General features: G+C 68.1%; 13 protein-coding genes. 7 read left to right on the top strand and 6 right to left on the bottom strand.

Annotated features, from left to right (window positions below; genetic code table 11):
* Nucleotides 1-81: 81 nt before the first annotated feature.
* Nucleotides 82-2,589, bottom strand: a complete 2,508-nt coding sequence (locus tag B7R93_RS10705; RefSeq protein ID WP_103020767.1) for a zinc-dependent metalloprotease — start codon at nucleotides 2,587-2,589, stop codon at nucleotides 82-84.
* Nucleotides 2,590-2,961: 372 nt separating this feature from the next.
* Here B7R93_RS10705 and B7R93_RS10700 point away from each other — a divergent pair, with 372 nt between their 5' ends.
* From B7R93_RS10700 to B7R93_RS10675, 6 genes are all read left to right on the top strand, one after another.
* A complete protein-coding gene (locus B7R93_RS10700) occupies nucleotides 2,962-3,636 on the top strand; it encodes an HAD family hydrolase (RefSeq protein WP_103020766.1) in 675 nt (224 codons plus the stop codon).
* Nucleotides 3,637-3,793: 157 nt separating this feature from the next.
* Entirely contained in the window at nucleotides 3,794-6,331 is a 2,538-nt protein-coding gene (gene hrpB / locus B7R93_RS10695) for an ATP-dependent helicase HrpB (protein ID WP_103020765.1), read from the top strand.
* A gap of 287 nt (nucleotides 6,332-6,618) precedes the next feature.
* Entirely contained in the window at nucleotides 6,619-7,152 is a 534-nt protein-coding gene (locus B7R93_RS10690) for a UpxY family transcription antiterminator (RefSeq protein ID WP_103020764.1), read from the top strand.
* Between the two features lie 95 nt (nucleotides 7,153-7,247).
* Nucleotides 7,248-9,725 (top strand): replication restart helicase PriA, encoded by a 2,478-nt coding sequence (gene priA / locus B7R93_RS10685; RefSeq protein ID WP_103020763.1) that lies wholly within the window; start codon nucleotides 7,248-7,250, stop codon nucleotides 9,723-9,725.
* Nucleotides 9,726-9,948: 223 nt separating this feature from the next.
* Entirely contained in the window at nucleotides 9,949-10,212 is a 264-nt protein-coding gene (locus tag B7R93_RS10680) for a Uma2 family endonuclease (protein ID WP_103020762.1), read from the top strand.
* Between the two features lie 296 nt (nucleotides 10,213-10,508).
* The gene (locus B7R93_RS10675; protein WP_157942271.1) at nucleotides 10,509-12,122 is read left to right on the top strand and encodes a cadherin-like domain-containing protein; all 1,614 of its coding nucleotides are present in this window, start codon (nucleotides 10,509-10,511) and stop codon (nucleotides 12,120-12,122) included.
* Nucleotides 12,123-12,249: 127 nt separating this feature from the next.
* Here B7R93_RS10675 and B7R93_RS10670 read toward each other — a convergent pair whose 3' ends face one another.
* From B7R93_RS10670 to fabF, 4 genes are all read right to left on the bottom strand, one after another.
* Nucleotides 12,250-12,906, bottom strand: coding sequence for an alpha/beta hydrolase (locus B7R93_RS10670; RefSeq protein ID WP_103020760.1), 657 nt, complete (start codon nucleotides 12,904-12,906; stop codon nucleotides 12,250-12,252).
* Between the two features lie 38 nt (nucleotides 12,907-12,944).
* Nucleotides 12,945-13,895, bottom strand: a complete 951-nt coding sequence (locus tag B7R93_RS10665) for a ring-cleaving dioxygenase (protein ID WP_103020759.1) — start codon at nucleotides 13,893-13,895, stop codon at nucleotides 12,945-12,947.
* A 36-nt stretch (nucleotides 13,896-13,931) separates the two neighbouring features.
* Nucleotides 13,932-14,342, bottom strand: coding sequence for a hotdog fold thioesterase (locus B7R93_RS10660; RefSeq protein WP_103020758.1), 411 nt, complete (start codon nucleotides 14,340-14,342; stop codon nucleotides 13,932-13,934).
* A gap of 77 nt (nucleotides 14,343-14,419) precedes the next feature.
* A complete protein-coding gene (fabF, locus tag B7R93_RS10655) occupies nucleotides 14,420-15,685 on the bottom strand; it encodes a beta-ketoacyl-ACP synthase II (protein ID WP_103020757.1) in 1,266 nt (421 codons plus the stop codon).
* A gap of 461 nt (nucleotides 15,686-16,146) precedes the next feature.
* Between fabF and B7R93_RS10650 the strand changes: the two genes are divergently transcribed.
* Nucleotides 16,147-16,968 carry a hypothetical protein gene (locus B7R93_RS10650; RefSeq protein WP_103020756.1) on the top strand — a complete coding sequence of 274 codons (822 nt, stop codon included), beginning with the start codon at nucleotides 16,147-16,149 and terminating at the stop codon, nucleotides 16,966-16,968.
* 137 nt (nucleotides 16,969-17,105) lie between these two features.
* Here B7R93_RS10650 and B7R93_RS10645 read toward each other — a convergent pair whose 3' ends face one another.
* A complete protein-coding gene (locus B7R93_RS10645) occupies nucleotides 17,106-18,071 on the bottom strand; it encodes a DUF4249 family protein (protein ID WP_103020755.1) in 966 nt (321 codons plus the stop codon).
* Between the last annotated feature and the right edge of the window lie 42 nt (nucleotides 18,072-18,113).

Genomic DNA, 18,113 nt, shown 5'->3' with positions numbered 1-18,113 from the left:
ACCGTCCGGTCGGCGGCGGGCCCGGTTCCCACACGAAGAAGCGACACGGAGAAGCGGGCCCGCCCTCAAGACCGGCCGCATCTACGCCTCCGAGTCAGTGTCCAGGGTCTTGTCGATGCGGGCGAGGACATCCTGGAGGTGCATCCGGGTTCGGTCGTCGGTCGTGCGACGGAGGCCCTGCTGGACGTCCTCGCGCAGCGTCTTGAGCTCCGCCCGGACGTACGGCCGGATGTCCGACTGGCTCACGTTGACCGGCGTGTAGTCGATGTACTGCCGGAATTCGGGCGGGGGCGCCTCCACCTCCGCCGTCATGAGGTGGCCCAGCCGCTCCAGGTAGCCGCGCTGCAGGTTGCGCCGGTACGGGTCGATGGCCGTGCCCGAGTCCAGCTCGGCCCAGACGCCGCCCCGCAGGTCCCCGAACAGGTCGCCCACGCCGTAGACGTCGTCCTCGCTCATCGCTTCCGCTTCCAGCATGCGGGCCATGCGCTCCGGGTCGAGCACGCCCTCTAGGACGCTCACCTGTGCTCCCCGCACGCGCTCCAGTGCCCCGGCGTGTTCGATGCGACGCAGCACGTCGGCCTCCACCATCCACGTGGGCGTTTCGAATGCCCGGTCGAGGAGAAAGTCGACCGCTCGTTCCTGGTCCGTGGCTGAGACGGGCTCGTACACCGGGCCCTCCTGGTCGGATGTCTTCGGCGTCTCATGCACGCCGCCGAGGTGTTGGGTCACGTGGCCCATGTAGCGCCGCCACTGGTTCACCACCGCGCCGTACAGCTCCTCCAAGGTGGCGTAGTCCTGACCGTCCTCGCTCGTCCACTCGATGAGGTTGGGAAGGATCCGCTTCAAGTTCGCGACGCCGAGCCGACTGGCCTCCACGGCGTCTCGCCCGAGGTCCTCAGACTGCGAGCGGGGGTCGATCGAGCCGGACGCCCCGAAGAAGTACCGCGGGTCGTCGGTGTGCTCCCGGATCATCTCGTCGAGGGTTTGGGCCTGTGCCTCCGGCGAGCCGGTTGGGCGCTGGGTGTAGCCCCACTGCACGGACCACTTGTCGTAGACGCCGATCTTCGGGAGGAAGTTGTCCACACCGTCGCCGGGCTGGGCCACGTAGTTGAACCGGGCGTAGTCCATGATGGAGGGGGCCGTGCCGTGGTCCTCCGTGTAGGCGGGCGACCGGAGGGAGTCGACCGGGACGGCGTTGCTGGAGCCCATGTTGTGCGGCAGGCCCAGCGTGTGTCCGACTTCGTGGGCGGCGACGAAGCGCACAAGCTTGCCCATCACCTCCGTCGAGAACACGGGCTGGCGCGCCTCCGGGTTGACGGCCGCCGTCTGCACGAAGTACCAGTTGCGCAGCAGGTTCATCACGTTGTGGTACCAGCCGATGTCGCTCTCCAGAATTTGGCCGGAGCGGGGGTCGTGGACGTGCGGGCCGTAGGCGTTCTGGACCTCCGAGGCAAAGTAGCGGATCGTGGAGTAGCGAATGTCGTCCGGGTCGAACGTCGAGTCCTCTTCCGCGCTGGGGGGATCCTTGGCGAGGATGGCGTTCTTGAAGCCGGCCTCGCGGAAGGCGGACTGCCAGGCCTCCACGCCCTGCTTGAGGTAGGGGCGCCACTTCTCCGGGGTGGCCGGGTCGATGTAGTACACGATCGGCTCCTCGGGCTCCACGAGCTCCCCGCGGGCGTACGCCTCCGGGTCCGTCGGCTCGAGCTGCCACCGTGTGATGAAGCACTCCTCGGTGGCCCTTTGCTCGTCGGAGCTGTAGTTGGTGCGCTCGACGCTAAAGTAGCCCACCCGGTCGTCGCAGAGGCGCGGCTGCATCGGCTCCTCCGGCAGCAGCACCATCGAGTGGTTCATTTCCACCGTCAGGGTTTGCGTCGAGGCGCTGGACGGCGGGTTCTCGGCCTGGTACGTCAGAACGGTCTCGACGTCCGTATTCTCCGGAAAGCTCTCGGCGTCCTTGATGTAGGTCCGGTCTCCGTCGAGCCGGCGCACCCGATACTCCTCGCGTGCCCCGCTCGGGACGCCCAGCGAGGGCACGTCGGACGTGAAGAGGTCGGTCACCTCCGCGACGACGCCGGTCGAGTCCTTGTTGAGGGCCTCAATGGAGAAGGACTGGATGATTGGCTCCAGGTTGGAGTTCTGAACGGCCTGGTAGACCGGGTCGTCCTCCTTGGCCATGTTCTCGTGGCTCACCACCCGGAGGTACAGCTGGTCGCCCCGGCGCTGCCAGCGCAGCACCTGCGTGTTGGTCTTCTCGCCCCCGTACCCGAAGCCGTCGGGCGTCTGGGCGGCCCGCGAGACCATCAGCAGTTCCTCACCGATCAGCGAGTCCGGGAGCTCGACGTACAGCTTCCCGTCGAAGCGGTGGATCGTGAGCAGGCCCGGGTCGGTTCGGGCGGTGTCGGGAATGACCTCTCCGAAGGGCTTGAGGCCGTTTTCGCCGTTCTCACTCGCGTTGGCGGACTGGGCCTGGTCGGGGCTGTCCGGGGAGGAGGACGTTGTGGACTGAGAGCCGGCACAGCCAACGAGGAGGCCGGTGAGCAGAAACGCGGCGAAGAGCATCGGGCCGCGAGCAGAGGACAAAGAGCGCATTGGGAGCAGCACGGAACGGGAGGCGAGAGGAGAGGGAAGGAGGGAGGGAACGCCACGAGGCCAAAGGCACCGGCCCCGTTAAAAAGAAAACAGTGACGGTTGCATGAAGTGGCTCCTGGCCGACGAAAGCAAATCCGAGACGGCGGAGTGTCGTGGATCGCACACAGGTGAAATGAATGTGGACGGGGGCGAACTGGGAACGACGGAGGCCGAGAGAGGACAAGAAAAAGTACTCGTGAAGCGCGCTCCTCAAAAGCCCGTTTGGAACAGGCAAGACTGAACCCGGTCCTGCAGATGGGGTTTAAATGCCAATCCGCTGTTGTTTGCGGTCGTACCTCTCATCCGTACTGCTCCCACCTGCCTCCTGCTCCCATGGCCCTCTCGTGCGATGCAATTCTCTTCGACCTCGACGGTGTGCTCGTCGACTCCGAAGCGGTCGTTCAGGGGCGGTGGAGGCGCTGGGCGGAGGATCGAGACATCCCGTTCGAGGAGGTTGAGGCCGTCCACACGGGGCGCCCGGCGATTGAGGTCATCGAGGAAGTGGCGCCGCACCTCGATCCTGAGACGGAGGTCGAGCGGCTGGGGACCGAGATGGCCACCGACACGGAGGAGCTGAGCGCCTTCGACGGGGCGCAGGCGCTCCTCCGGCGTCTTCCCGAGGACCAATGGGCCATTGCCACCAGTGGGCGCCATAGTACGGCCACCTCACGCCTGGCACAGGTTGGACTGCCAGAGCCGAAGGTGCTGGTGACGGCCGATGACGTGGACCGGGGCAAGCCGGACCCCGAGCCCTACCGGCGGGCCGCCGAGCAGCTAGGCCTTGATCCCGGGCGATGCGTTGTCCTCGAAGACGCCCCCGCGGGCGTCGAAGCGGCCCGGCGGGCCGGGGCGTCTGTCCTCGGCGTGGCAACCGCGATGCCTCCGGCCGCCCTTGAGGCGGCTACGGCGGTCGTTCCTCAGCTCAACGCGGTGGCGGTTCATTCTGAAGGAGAGGAACTTCGGGTCGACTGGCGGTGCCACGTAGAAACACGGGAAGGCGAGTCGTAGTCTCGCAAACCGGGGGGAGGAATGCGAGGAGGGCGCCCGGGCGGGCAAAAGCGAAAGGGCCTCCGAACATCCCAAACACAAGAAGAGAAGGGAATTCCGCCGCTTATCCCACGGCTCCAACCCTCTCGATGGTTTTTGAACGGGTCCTCCTGAGTGAATGTCAGACCTCCCCATCGACGACGTGCTGCCGGCCCTGACGACCGTGCTTCAGGAGCGCCCCGAAGCGGTGCTGCAGGCCCCCACCGGGGCCGGCAAGACGACCCGCGTGCCGCTGGCACTGCTGGGGGAAGACTGGCTCGGGGAGAACCGTATCATTATGCTAGAGCCGCGGCGGCTGGCCGCCCGCTCCGCCGCGCAATACATGGCAGGTCAGCTCGGGGAGGAGGCGGGAGAGACGGTCGGCTACCGCGTCCGGATGGACACGCAGGTGAGCCGCCGCACCTGCATCGAGGTGGTGACGGAGGGCGTGCTCACGCGCATGCTCCAGGACGACCCGGCGCTGGAGGGCATCGGTGCGGTGCTGTTCGATGAGTTCCACGAGCGCAACCTGCAGGCCGACCTCGGCCTCGCCCTCACGCTGCAGGCCCGTGAGGTCCTCCGGCCCGACTTGCGAGTGCTCGTTATGAGCGCCACGCTCGACACCGGGCCCATCGCGGGCCTCGTCGACGACGCACCCCTCCTGCAGAGCGAGGGCCGCAGCTACCCGGTGGCGGTGCACTACGCCGACCGGCCCCTCAGCCCGGGCGACCGCATCGCACCGCCCGTGGCGGCGAGGGTCCAAGACGTGCTCCAAGAGACGGACGGGGACGTGCTCGTCTTTTTGCCCGGGGCGGGCGAGATCCGACGCACCGAGTCGCGGCTGGAGGGCGAGGTGCCGGACGACGTCACGCTCCACCCCCTGTTCGGCAACCTGCCACCGGAGGAGCAGGACGCAGCCATCGCGCCGAGTCCGGATGGGGAGCGCAAGGTCGTCCTGGCCACCGACATCGCCGAGACGAGCCTCACCATCGAGGGCGTTCGCGTGGTGGTGGACAGTGGGCTCCGCCGCGCCCCCCGGTTCGACGCCACCACCGGCATGACGCGCCTCGATACCGTCCGCGTCTCGCAGGCCTCCGCCGACCAGCGGACGGGCCGCGCCGGGCGCGTGGCCCCCGGCACGTGCTACCGGCTCTGGACGGAGCGCACGCAGCACCACCTCGACCCCCACACCGCCCCGGAGATCGAGAACGCCGACCTGGCGCCCCTCGCCCTTGAGCTGGCGATGTGGGGCACGCCCGACCCGTCTGCGCTCCGCTGGCTCGATCCGCCGCCCGAGGACACGTATCAGCAGGCCCAAGATCTCTTGCGTCGCCTCGGGGCCGTCGACGCGGACGGCACGATCACCGATCATGGTCGCGAGATGGCGAAGTTGGGGCTCCATCCCCGCCTCGCCCACATGCTTCTCAACGCTCAGGCCCTCGGGCACGGGGCCCTGGCGTGCGACCTGGCGGCCCTGCTCAGCGAGCGCGACATCTTCAAGGGACAGGGCGAGGCCCCGGACGTGGATCTGCGGCTGCGGCTGGAGGCGCTCCACCGCCTGCGCCGCGGCGAGCGGCCCACCCCGAACCACGCCCGCAGCTACGTGGTCCCCTACGGCGCCGTGGGCCACGTCCGCAAGATGGCCGACCACTGGCGATCCAAGCTCGGGGTCTCCACCCAGGCGGAGGGCGAGGTAGAGGTCGCCGGCCTGCTGACCGCCTTCGCCTACCCGGACCGCCTGGCGCAGCGGCGCGAAGGACAGGCGGGTCGCTTTCGACTCCGCACCGGCCGCGCCGCCACACTGCCGCGGCCCCAGCTGCTGTCGGACGCCGACTACCTCGTGGCGGCCCACGTGGACGCCCGACGGCAGGAGAACCGCATTTTCCTGGCTGTGCCCCTCTCCGAGGAGGAGATCGTCGACCACTTCGGCGACCGGATCGCGACCGAAACGACGGTGGCGTGGAACGCGGAGCATCGACGCGTGCGGGCTCGTCGCCGCGAGCAGATTGGCGCCCTTACGCTCACGGAGGGCCCCGTCGAGGGTCCCGACCCCACGGCCGTCGCCGAGGCGCTGGTGGATGGCCTTCGGGAAGAGGGCCTCGGCCTGCTGCCGTGGACCGACCATGCGCGCCAACTGCAAAATAGAATTCAGTTTCTGCACCACCACCTCGCGGGCGACTGGCCCGACGTGCGCGACGAGGCGTTGCTCAATGCCCTGGAGGACTGGCTACTGCCCCACCTGTACGGACTGAATCGGGCCGATGACCTTCAGCAGCTCAACCTGCCGGAGATTCTCCGCGAGCAGCTCACCTACGACCAGCGCGACCGACTGGCGGACTGGGCGCCCACGCACGTCCCCGTCCCCAGTGGCTACGACCGTCCCATCGACTACTCCGATGCCGAGGATCCGGTCCTCGCGGTGCGCCTGCAGGAGCTGTTCGGTCGCACTGAGACGCCGCGCATCGCCGACGGGCGTGTGGCACTCACGCTCCACCTCCTCTCACCGGCCCAGCGTCCCGTTCAGATCACACAGGACCTCAAAGGGTTCTGGCAGGACACCTACCACGAGGTCCGCAAGGACATGCGCGGCCGCTACCCGAAGCACTACTGGCCCGAAGATCCGATCCACGCCCCCGCCACTCACACCACGAAGGCGCGGATGGACGCGGACGTGTAAGGAGACAGTGCCCCGGCATTTCCGTTTCTCTCCTGGGCCTGCCTCTCTCCTGTGTCCGTGCGGGGCCCGTTGCGGTGTAGCCGTGGCTGCCGGTTGCGTTTACGCTCACGGAGAAGTACGTATGGTTCTGTCGCCGGTGGTCGAGGCGGGAACGATTCTCCCCGTGCCGCAATGGGGAAGAAGACGATACGAAGGGCAATTCCGTACTCGCCTCGGCGCGAGGGCAATCGCGCCGTTCGCGCATCCCTGTCGCTCCCCGAATTTCAGCCCCAACAGCTGTCCGCGTCATGAGCACGTCTTCCGACGACAATCGCGTCTGGCGCGTCTTCTACACCCGGGCCCGGGCCGAGAAGAAGTGCGAAACCCGTCTCGACGAGCGGCGCATCGACGTGATGGTGCCGAAGAGAACGGAGGTGCGGCAGTGGTCCGACCGCAAGAAGGAAGTGACCGAGCCGCTCTTCCGCAACTACCTCTTCGCCCGGGTCGACGAAAAGGACCGCCTGCGCGTGCTCCGCACGAACGGCATTGCACGCTGCGTGCACTTCGACGGCGAGCCGGCCCGCCTCCGCGAAGAGACGGTTGAGCGCCTCCAGAAGGCCCAGGCGGTGCCCGAGCGGCTCTCGACGGCGAACCTGCGGCCGGCGGTGGGCGAGACCGTCACGATCACGGGCGGCCCCGAACGCCTGCAGGGCCTCGCGGGCGAGGTGCTTCAGCACCGGGGACAGACCTATCTCCTGGTGCGGGTGCAGGCCGTGCGGCAGGCGGTCAAGATTCAGGTGGCGGCCGACTGGGTCCAGACGACGTCGGATACGCAGCGGTAGGTCCAGAGGGATGTGCGGGACGGCGGCCCGGCACCCACGCCCCGGCGGCCCGTACGGGGGACCGTGTCGTTTCGAACAAGTGTCTTTCCCGCCTGGTGACCGTCGACGTCCTTTTGCCCCGCCCGCTCGATCAGGCCTTTACCTATCGCCTGCCGGAGGCGCTGGTGGGCATGGCGCAGACGGGCGCACGGGTGCTCGTGCCGTTTCGAAACCGGCGCCTTACCGGCGTCATCGTGGACGAGGGCCCCCCGGCCGAGACGCTCGACTTTGAGGTCAAGGCCGTCCTGGACGTGCTCGACGACGTGCCGGTGTGCACCGAAGAGCTGTTGGGGCTTACGGAGTGGATTGCCGACTACTACGTCTGTCCCTGGGGGGAGGCGCTGAAGGCCGTGCTGCCCGCCGGGACCACCGTCGAGACGGAGCACCGCCTCACGCGCACCGATGCCAATCCCGGCGAGTGGGCCGATCACGATGTGGGGCGGGCCGTTCTCGACGACCTGGCGGCGCACGACGAGACCACCCTCGCAGCCGTCCGACAGCGCCTGGGGCCCGCCGTCCCGCTCGCCCTGATCCGCCGCATGGCCGCTGATGGGGCTGTTGCGATGGAGACAACCCTCTCCGACGAGCAGGTGGCGCCCAAGACGGAGACGCACCTCCGCTTCGCGCCCGCCTTCCAGCACAACGATGCGCCGGACGATCTCATCGAGCAACTCCGTGGCGGAAAGCAGCGGGCCACGATTCGGGCGCTGGCGGGATTCCGGGCCGAAGGCACGCCCGCGCCGCGCCGCGTCGACGTGATGGAGCGGGCCGATGCCTCGTACTCCACCGTCCGCAGCCTGGTGGAGAAGGGCATGGTGGAGCTGGTGGAGAAGGAGGTGATGCGCTCGCCCCTCGACGACCTGCCCCCGCCCGACGCGCCGCCGGACCACGACCTGCTCCCGGCCCAGCAGGAGGCCCTCGACGCTGTCACCGACGCGGTGGGCGCCCATCGCTACGGCACCTTCCTGCTCCACGGCATCACCGGGAGTGGCAAGACCGAGGTCTACATCCGGGCCCTCAAGGCGGTGCGGGCGAGAGGGCGCACCGGCATCATCCTCGTCCCCGAGATTGCGCTCACGCCCCAGACCGTCCAGCGCTTCCGGGCCCACTTTGGCGATGAGATTGCCGTCCTTCACTCGCAGATGAACCGGGGCGAACGCTACGACGCGTGGCGCCGACTGCGGGCGGGCGACGCCGCCATTGCCATTGGCCCACGCTCGGCCGTCCTCGCGCCGTTGGAGGACCTCGGGCTGATTGTGGTCGACGAGGAGCACGAGACCTCCTACAAGCAGTTTGACCCGGCCCCGCGCTACCACGCCCGCGACGTGGCGGTGATGCGCGCCCACCGCAGCGACGCCGTCTGCATCCTCGGGTCGGCCACGCCCAGCCTGGAGAGCACCATGAACGCGCGCTGGGGCAAGTACGAGCGGCTCGAGCTGCCGGAGCGTGTGCCCGATGACTCCGGCAAGACCGCCGCGCTCCCCGACGTGCGCGTCCTCGACCTCACGATGCAGCGCAAAAAGCATCAGCTGGACGGGGCCCTGGCCGATCCGCTCCGGGAGGCCATCCGCACGCGGGTGGAGCGGGGGGAGCAGACCATCCTCCTGCAAAATCGACGTGGCTACGCGCCGGTGCTGGAGTGTGAAGACTGCGGCTGGGTGCCTGAGTGCCAGAGCTGCTCCGTCAGCCTCACGCTCCACCGACATGGTGAAGGAGAGCAGCTGCGGTGTCACTACTGCGGCCATGCCGACCGCGTCCCGCGCCAGTGCCCGGAGTGCGGGGGGCACAACATCTCCCAGATCGGCACAGGCACCCAGCGCGTGGAGGCGGAGCTCGACGACGCCGTCCCCGACGCGACGGTCCTCCGCATGGACCGCGACACCACCCGCCAGAAGCACGGCCATCGCGACCTCCTCCGCCGCTTCGAAAACGGGGCCGACATCCTGCTCGGCACGCAGATGATCGCCAAGGGGCTCGACTTCAGCCGCGTGACGCTGGTGGGCGTGGTGGACGCCGATGTGGGGCTCCTCTTTCCCGACTTCCGGGCGGAGGAGCGCACGTTTCAGCTCCTCACACAGGTGGCCGGCCGGGCGGGCCGGACCCGAGAACTGGCCGGGGAGGTGATTCTCCAAACTCGCAACCCGGACCACATGGCCCTCCGCTACGCGCAGGAGCACGACTACGAGGGCTTCGCGGCGGAGGCGCTGTCCGAGCGCCGCGAGCTGGGCTACCCGCCGTTCGGCCACGTGGCCACCGTCGAGTTTCGGGGGCCGGACGAGGCCCGCGTGGAGCGCCTCGCAGAGAACTGGACGGAGCAGCTGCGGCAGCACGCGGGGCCGGCCGGGGTGATGGGGCCGGAGCCCGCCTTCATCCAGCGCGTGAAGAAGCAGCACCGCTACCGCACCCTCCTGAAGGTGCGCGGTGGCAGCCCGGCGCCGCTCCAGACGGCCCTGCGCCGGACGCGCGACGCCCACGGCGCGCCGCCGAACGGCTACCACGTGGCGATCGACGTAGACACGCAGGACGTGCTGTAGGGAGAGGGCGGTCGGGGTCGGCCGTAGAAGTCTCCGGTACGATTTGCACGCTATTTTCTGAATCGGAGAGCCCGATCACATGGATGCTACGGCTCAATCCACCTGGAAGCGTGCCCTACGTGATCCACAGTTGCGGGATCTCCCCTTCAAAATTGAGACGAACAGACACGGACAGCTTCTCTTGAGCCCGCACACACTGTTCCACGGACATTTCCAAATGTGAATCGGGGAACTCCTGCTCGAACACCTTGATCATCCTGGCCGTCGTGCCGTCGAGTTCGCCGTACAGACGACTAAAGGGGTGAAGGTGCCGGACGTGGTGTGGCTCTCCGAGGATCGGTGGAGCCAAATTCCCGACGACGCGGAGGCGAGTCCCGTCGTGCCGGAGCTGTGTGTCGAGGTCCGGTCGGCGGGCAACACCGACGCGGAGGGGGAGCGAACGCAGTCTGCCCTCACGCCGGACGTCCCGGAGTCCATCGAGGCGTAAACGGATGTGCATTTTTGGGGCCGGGGGCGGTGGCACTGCTGGGTAGGAGAGGCGTCTGCAGCCCCGAGATTCCGGAAATGCACGAAACCGTCAAATCTGTATGCGATCTGTGCAAAGGGTCCACACGAGGGCACCAGATCTATACATGGGTTTGCGCAATATCTACCCGCACATCTGTTGTGGATTTGCCATCATATGGGGGCGCTCTCGGAGGGCTCCTACGGCGTCGGCCAAGAGCCAAAGAGGCGCGATGACCTCGGTTCGTGGCTCTTCGCCCAAACGCTCCGCTCCGCGCCATGCGTGTTCGTATCCCCAATGCGGTTCGCCCATTCCTTTCCGTTCTCGCCCTGGGCCTCGTGCTCAGCGGCTGCGACGGGACCATGCCCATGGGAACGGAACCGGGGACCGCTTCGGAAAGCGCCTCGTCGCTCTTCCAGAAAACCGATGACTTGGGGGCACGGATGACGGGTCTCCGCAAGACCGCCTCGCTGACCCGTGCCGCCTCCCCCGATCTTCCGTCGACAGACGGATCGATGCGCATTGCGCTGGCGAGTGTGACACGGGTGGCCCCGCCCCGTGACACCATGCGGGTGGGGGCCCTCGTCCACGCGGGCGGCACAATATACATCGGGTACAAAACGCCCGGAGGACCTTTTGGAGGGGGCATTGATCGCCTCGACGCGAGCGATCCGACGACGCTCCTTGCCCCGAGTGGGCTCGGCAGCGATGTCCTCGACGTGGAGGACGTGGCGTACGATGAAGACGATGAGGCACTGTACCTGACTGGGGGGCTGCGCCCATCCGCGTACAACGGCGATCTTCGGGGCACCCCGGCCTCCCTGCTGAAAGTCGACGGGATGAAGGCCCCGCAGGCCACCGTCACGGGATTGACGGGGTCCGTCGGAAAGGGTGTCGCCGTTGCCCCGGAGCGTGACGGCAAGCACGAGGCCTACGCCGTGTCGGGGGGAGAGGCGCTGTCCCAGTTTGGCGTGGCCCTCGACGACAGAACCCGTCGGGACATTTCCGGGGCGGCGCTCGAATCCGTGGAGACCACGCCGAGCGCATTGTTTGTGGCCGACCGCGGCGGAGGCGTGTACGCGGGGCCGATTGAAGACGACGGGGCCCTTACGGAGGTGTCCGGCCTCGAGGATGAGCGTGTGGAGCAGTTGCAGGTCTGGAGAGACGCGGTTCTGGAGGGAGACCGCCTGTTTCTGGCACTCGGAACCGGCGGGGTGGCCGTCCTCGACGCCACGAACGGCGACGTGCTGTTCCGCCGAGAGGGCCCGACGTACACCAGCGTCTCTCTCCATGAAGAGGACCCGGCGGTGCCCAACGAGCCGTCTGGGCTCGTGTACGCCGCCCGGCCCGACGGCCGCCTCGACGTGTACCAGGTGGGCCGAGAGGGTCTCGATCCGGGCGATCCGGCGACCGGGCTTCGCGACGTGGGCGCCATCAACCTTGGGGCCCTCATGGGCGCTGCGCCTCCGATCCACCGTGTCGTCGGGGTGGGCTGTCACGTCTACGCCGCCGGCCGCGACGGAACGGTCGTGGCACTGAAGATGGGCACGGCGCAGGGCTGTGGAACGGGCGGCCACCAGTTGCCCACAGCCGCCGATGACAGCGACAAAACGACGGAGCGAGAGGCGACGACGACGGCCGTTCTGGACAACGATCGGGACCCGGACGGCGCCCTCAACGCGTCCACGGTACGGGTCCAGGGCGGGCCGGCCCACGGGACGGTGCGCGTCGACGCGTCGGCCGGCACGGTGACCTACGCGCCCGAGCCAGGGTTTATCGGCACGGATGAATACACCTACACGGTGACTGACGAGGACGGATGGGTCGCCAACGAGGCCACGGTGACAATTACGGTTGAGGCCCTGGCCCCGCCTCCCCCGCCGGGCGGATGAGTGATTCGTCGCCGGAAGGCATCCTTCGACACTGACATCTCAGGCCCGGCATCAAGTGTGATGTCCCCCGGCCCGGGCATTCACGGCGACAACGATCGTCGCGTCGCGAGGTGGGCGAACGGAGGCGCTACGCTGCACGTGTGTCGACGCAGCGGTGGAGAAGCGCCTGGATGCGTTGAAGCTCGTCGTCGTTGGTGGTGTGTCCCATCCCCTCGTAGATGCGTGTGGTGACGTTGGCGTTCAGGGCCCGAAGCACGTCGTCCGTCTCCCGCACGCGCGACTCGGGGATGTATGGGTCCTCGTCGCTGCACCCGAGAAAGGCGGGCGTGCCGTCGAGGGAGCCGTCGTCGTCGAACGACGCGTCCTCGGGGCCGATGAGGCCGCCACTGAGTCCAACGACGCCGCCGTAGCGTCGTGGATTCTGGGCGGCGTATGTGGTGGCCAGGCAGGCGCCCTGCGAGAACCCGAGCAAGACGGTGCGCTCGGGGCCGAGCCCGGCGTCCTCCGCCCGGTCGAGTACAGTGCCGACGGTGTCGAGGGCGGAGGAGAGCTCGGGCTCGTTTTCGGTGCGAGGGGCCATGAACGACTGGGGATACCACGACCGCATGCGGGCCTGGGGGGCGAGGCAGGCGACATCCGGCACGTCGAGGGCGTCGACGAGGCGCAGCATGCCCTGGGCGGAGGCGCCGCGTCCGTGCAGCAGCACGAGGGCTGCTTGGGCGTCGCTCAGCGGGGCTCCGCCGGTGTGTACGGGCTGGTCTTGATGGGGGGCGTCCGTGCTCATAACGACCGAAGAAAAAAGGAAGTGCGTAGGGCGCGACGTCAAGGGGTGGTGAGTCTGGGAAGAACCCTCTCCAGCTCGGCGCGGCGCGACTCAAGGTGCTCCGGCAGCACGAGGGACCGGCCAAGCTCCGCATCGTCCTCGTCGACGTGAACGCCGGGCCCGTTCGTAGCGATCTCGAAGAGCAGGCCCGAGGTGCGGTCCGGGTCGCGGAAGTAGACGGAGCGGAAGTAGTGGCGGTCTTTGACGTCGGTCACCTGCAGGCCGTGCTCCCGCAGGATGGACTGCCACGCCCGCTGGGCCTGGTCGTCCGGCGCCCGGAAGGCGATGTGATGCACGGTGCCCCGGCCCATGCGACCGGACGGGTGGCGGTCGCGGACGAGCAGGTCCACTGTGGTGCCGACGCCCGTGCCGGGGCCCCGGAGACGTACACGGTCGCCGTCGGTCCCGGCCCGGGCCCAGCCAAAGACGTCCGTAAACAGCTCCAGGGTTCGGTCGTCGGAGAAGACAGGCAGGACCGGAGCGTGGATCCCCTGGATTGCGCGGTTGGCGGGCACCGGGCCATCGGTCCAGGGCCGAGCATCCTCAGCAGGGGCGGTGGCCACCAGAGCCAGCGGCAGGCCGCTCGGGCCGGAAAAGTGGAGGCACGGCTCGTCGAAGTAGGTCTTCTCCTCCGGCTCGACACCGTGCGCGGTCAGGCGGTCGTGCCAACCGGCCAGGGAGCCCCGAGGCACGGCGAACGCGACGGTGTGCACCATGCCAGCCCCGCCTCGTCCGCTTGTGGCTTGCGGCCAAGGGAAAAAGGTTAGCGTGGAGCCGGGGCGGCCGGCAGCGTCGCCGTAGTAGAGGTGATGTGTGGTCGGGTCGTCGAAATTGACGGTCGTCTTGACGCGGCGCAGGCCGAGCACGCCCACGTAGAAGTCGAGGTTCTCCTGGGCATCGCCGCACAGGGCCGTAACGTGGTGAACGCCGGGGAGCGAAGCATCAGGCATGGGACAGAGAGGGCGGGAAGAGTCGGCTGGGATCTGTTACGACGCCGCGGGGGCATCCGCGAGGTCGACGACGGCGAGCGTGCAGCGGCTGGCGCACACGAGCTGGTCGTCGGCGTCCCGAATTTTGACCGTCCACACCTGTGTGGTGCGCCCGGTGTGGAGGGGGGTGGCCGTGGCTGTCAGCGTGCCGTCCCGTACGGAGCGCACGTGATTGGCGTTGACCTCAAGGCCCGCGGCCCCCTGTTCGTCGGGGGCCGCCAGCGTGCCCCCGACGCTGGCCGCCGTCTCGGCCAGCACCACGCTTACCCCCCCATGCAACAGCCCGAACGGCTGATGATGGTCGGGCGTTACCGGCATGGTTGCAACGACGCGCTCAGGGGTGGCCGCCTCGATCGCAATGCCGAGCAGGTCGGCCGCGCCGCCAAGGTTGTTGGGCAGGGAGGACATTGCCGGGGTGGGCCCATTGGGCGAAGAAGGGGGGGCATCACGGATCGCAGAAGAGGGCGACGCGGAACGGCCGACGACTAGTCCTCAAACGCCGTGAGCGCAATCGTGGTGTTGTGGCCGCCGAAGCCGAAGGCGTTGGTAAGGGCCGCCGAGACGTCGCGGTCCACCGCCTCATTGGGAGTATAGTTGAGGTCGCAGTCCTCGTCCGGCGTCTCGTGGTTGATCGTCGGCGGCACGCGCCCGTTGCGGATCGCGAGGATCGACGCGATGGCCTCGGCCGTGCCGGCGGCGCCGAGCATGTGGCCGGTCATGCTCTTGGTGGCGGACAGGTTGAGGTTGTGCGCGTAATCGCCAAACACCTGCTTCACGGCGTCCGACTCGATCACGTCGCCGACGGGGGTTGAAGTGGCGTGCATGTTGATGTGCTGCACGTCGGTCGGGGCCAGGCCGGCGTCGTCGAGGGCCTTGTTCATGGCCAGGGCCGCTCCCCGGCCGTCCGGATCCGGAGCGGCATAGTGGTGGGCGTCGTTCGATTTGCCGACGCCCGCAACTTCGGCGTAGATGGGGGCCTCGCGCTCGCGGGCGTGCTCCAGCGTCTCCAGCATGAGGGCCCCGGCGCCCTCGGCGGGCACGAACCCGTCCCGATCCGCGTCGAACGGGCGGCTGGCCTTCGTGGGCTCGTCGTTCCGGGTCGACAGGGCCCGCATCGAGGCAAAGCCCCCGACGCACAGCTCATTGATCGAGGCCTCTGTCCCCCCTACGAGCATGGCGCGAGCGTGGCCTTGGCGCAGCAGCAGCAGCCCGTCGGTGATGGCGTCGTTGCCGGTGGCGCAGGCGCTCACGACGCAGTGGTTGGGGCCACGAAGCGTATGCTCCATGGCAATCAGGCCGGCGGCCATGTTGCTGATCATCATGGGCACGAAGAAGGGGGAGATGTGCCGTGCCCCGTTTTCGTCGAGGTCGAGCACCGAGTCGACGAAGAGGTCACTGCCCCCTACGCCCGTGCCGAAGATGACCCCGATGTCGTCCCGCGTCTCCGGGTCGAGGGTGTCGGTGTCGAGGTTCGCGTCGTCGAAGGCCTGCTGGGCGACGGCCAGGGCATATTGGCTGAACGGGTCCTGCCGCTCGGCCAACTTTGCGTCCATGTAGTCGGTCGGATCGAAGCCCGAAATCTCACACGCGATCTTGGTGCGGACGTCCGACGCGTCGAAGTTGGTGATGGGGCCCGCCCCGCTCCTGCCGGCCAGGAGGCCGTCCCAGAACTCATCGACGGAGTGGCCGAGGGGCGTGAGGGCCCCGAGGCCGGTAACGACGACGCGGTGAGAAGGGGCGGTAGAATCCATGAAGCAGGCAGGCTGGTCGGCAGTCAGTGCGGGGAGGTGCGAGCGCGGCCATGCCCTGCGGCGATGCCGTGCAGGCAAATCCAGCGCTCGGGGGAGACGAGGCCGTGTGCGGAGAAAAGACCATGACGGGAGACTCTCCCCGTCACCGAGGGAAAGCACGTGGAGGCGCCCAGGACAGCACTGATGCTTCCCAAGCGCCGCTTGTCCCTTCTGAACTGTGCAGTGTACCGTCCCACCTGCTCCGAAACAAGGGGTTCCGATGGGGTCATGCGGATTTAACCAAGTGGATTGGGAGCGTTGACGGCCGCCACGGCGAGGAGGCGACCGGCGTTCACTCGGCTTTCTTCTGACCCTTGCCTTCTTATATTAAAGGGTGACGAAGCACCGGGCGGGCCAAGCGCCTGCTTCCGGCTCCGCATGTTCGTTCATCCGATCCCTCACGAACTGAGTTCCGATACGCAATGTCTACCCGTTCCGCCTTCCGCTTTGATCCTCGGGCCATTGTCGGGTCCTTCCTCACCGGCGTGGTGTTTGTCGTGCTCTTTACCTGGATGACCGGAAATGCGTTTGGGGCGCCTACTTTTCCGCTGCTCGCTATGATCTCCGGCTTCATCCTGGCGGGCGCGACCTACGGGGCCCTGAGTGAGGGCGAGACGGTGCTGGAGCCGGCCCTGGCCGCCGTGCTGGTGGCCCTCGCGGCCTACTTTATCATTGCTGCGCTCGGCCTGAAGGCGTTCGAGTCCCTCGTGAGAGACGGGGCGTTCACGTACACGATGGTCGTCGCCTTCCTCAACGGGCTTGTCCTGACATTCGGAGGGGCGTGGGCCGGAGAGATGCTGCAGCGAACCTACGCCGACGCGGAGCCCCCCGCGCTGTCGTGGGAGTGGATCATGGCCGGGGCCATTCTCGGGTTTGCCGTCAGCCTGTTCCTGGTGAACTTCGTGGTCTGGCTCTTTGGCCTCTTCGGAAGCCCGGCGGCCGCGATTGATGCCCCGTACGCCTGGGTCATGCTGCTCGTGGTCTTTCTTGGGCTCGAGGCCACCGGGTACGTCTGCGCCTTCCGCTCACCGGGCGACACGTCGTACGAGGCGGCCGTTGCGGGCCTCATCACGCTCATTCTTCTGATCGATGTCTTCGTCGTCGCGCTTGGCGGCGCTGACATCCTCTCCTACGGGCGCATGGCTCTTGTTCTTGGCATTGGCCTCATCGCCTCCCTCGTGGGCGGGTACATTGGGGAGCGGCGACAGGTGCAGGTGGAGTCGGGGCGTCCGTCTGAGGCGTAGCCGAGGCGGCTGTGTCCCACGCGCCCCCGCCACGCGACAACCTTTTCATGACGGGTTGTCCTGCGTATCAGCACCGCGCCCGGATTGGGGCGTGCCCCGGTAGAAATTGCGCCGCGTAGCAAGCCCTGCCCGTGCCGCTACGGAAACGCCGCGAACGCCGGGCACTCCGCGTCCGCGAGCGACGGTGAACACCGGATTGAGACGTTCCGGGTGGCCTTCGTGTAGCTGGCAAAGACGCCGGTGCCGCCGTCTACGGCCTCGATGACATTCGGAATCTCCCCGGGGCCGAGCCCGCCGCCCGGGCCGCCCGGCGACTGGGCCTGCTGGGAGCGAATGAGGTTGAGCAGATTGTCGTCGATAACGTGGATGCCGATCTCGTTCGGGCCGTAAAACGCCACAGAAATCCACGGCAGGTCCGTGGTGATCCGTCCGCTCGCGTCGCGGGTGAAGTTCGCCTCGTTCCGCACGCCGGAGGAGGTGGTGCGGTAGGTGCGGAGGCTATCTTCGTCCGCGTCGTAGATGTCCGCGTAGAACGGCGTCAGGCCCCGGACCAACTGGGATTCGGGCCGTCCGAAGTCGGCCAGGGAGGTCGATGTGATGACGAGCACGGCCTGCTGCTCGCGGCTGCTGTCTGGGGGGGTAATCGTGAAGGACGGCTGCCGGGTCGTGTCCCTGTACACCGCCGTCGTGTTTGCGGCCTCCACAATCGAGATGGCATCCGGCACGGTGGTGGTGGCGGTCAGGTCCGTTCCGTCTGGCGTGACGACGGACAGCTCGTAGGTGGTGCCGGGCCGCACTCGCGACGTGTCCCTGGGCCGGTACACGCCCGGCTCCTGCTCGACGAAGCCGAGCGTGTCTGCGGGGGAGCCGTTGCCGGAGCGGCGGCGCACCTCCACGGTTGCCTCGCGCACGGCCGTCTCGGAGGCCACGTAGGCCTCCTCCGTCCCGACGCTGCGGGTGAGGCGAATTGGCGGCATGGCGGCGCCGCCCTGCAGGTAGGCCTCCACGACGACCTGCGTCTCGGGGGCGGGTGCGGTCGTGTCGCAGCCGAGGGGCCCAACGGCTAGGAGCGCTGACAGGAAAAGAAGGAGCAGGCGGTGCATGAAGGGGGCAGGGCAGTCAGGGGCAGGCGGCGTGCACGAGAC

Source organism: Salinibacter altiplanensis, assembly GCF_002894645.1.
Taxonomy (GTDB): domain Bacteria; phylum Bacteroidota; class Rhodothermia; order Rhodothermales; family Salinibacteraceae; genus Salinibacter; species Salinibacter altiplanensis.
The sequence above is the reverse complement of the archived record's forward strand: the minus strand, read 5'-3'. Positions and strand labels throughout refer to the sequence as shown.

Coding starts and splice junctions, on each gene's coding strand:
- fabF (WP_103020757.1), bottom strand. CDS start 15,685: ATGGATTCTACCGCCCCTTCTCACCGCGTCGTCGTTACCGGCCTCGGG.
- B7R93_RS10665 (WP_103020759.1), bottom strand. CDS start 13,895: ATGCCTGATGCTTCGCTCCCCGGCGTTCACCACGTTACGGCCCTGTGC.
- B7R93_RS10705 (WP_103020767.1), bottom strand. CDS start 2,589: ATGCGCTCTTTGTCCTCTGCTCGCGGCCCGATGCTCTTCGCCGCGTTT.
- B7R93_RS10660 (WP_103020758.1), bottom strand. CDS start 14,342: ATGTCCTCCCTGCCCAACAACCTTGGCGGCGCGGCCGACCTGCTCGGC.
- B7R93_RS10670 (WP_103020760.1), bottom strand. CDS start 12,906: ATGAGCACGGACGCCCCCCATCAAGACCAGCCCGTACACACCGGCGGA.
- B7R93_RS10675 (WP_157942271.1), top strand. CDS start 10,509: ATGCGTGTTCGTATCCCCAATGCGGTTCGCCCATTCCTTTCCGTTCTC.
- hrpB (WP_103020765.1), top strand. CDS start 3,794: ATGTCAGACCTCCCCATCGACGACGTGCTGCCGGCCCTGACGACCGTG.
- B7R93_RS10650 (WP_103020756.1), top strand. CDS start 16,147: ATGTCTACCCGTTCCGCCTTCCGCTTTGATCCTCGGGCCATTGTCGGG.
- B7R93_RS10645 (WP_103020755.1), bottom strand. CDS start 18,071: ATGCACCGCCTGCTCCTTCTTTTCCTGTCAGCGCTCCTAGCCGTTGGG.
- B7R93_RS10700 (WP_103020766.1), top strand. CDS start 2,962: ATGGCCCTCTCGTGCGATGCAATTCTCTTCGACCTCGACGGTGTGCTC.
- B7R93_RS10690 (WP_103020764.1), top strand. CDS start 6,619: ATGAGCACGTCTTCCGACGACAATCGCGTCTGGCGCGTCTTCTACACC.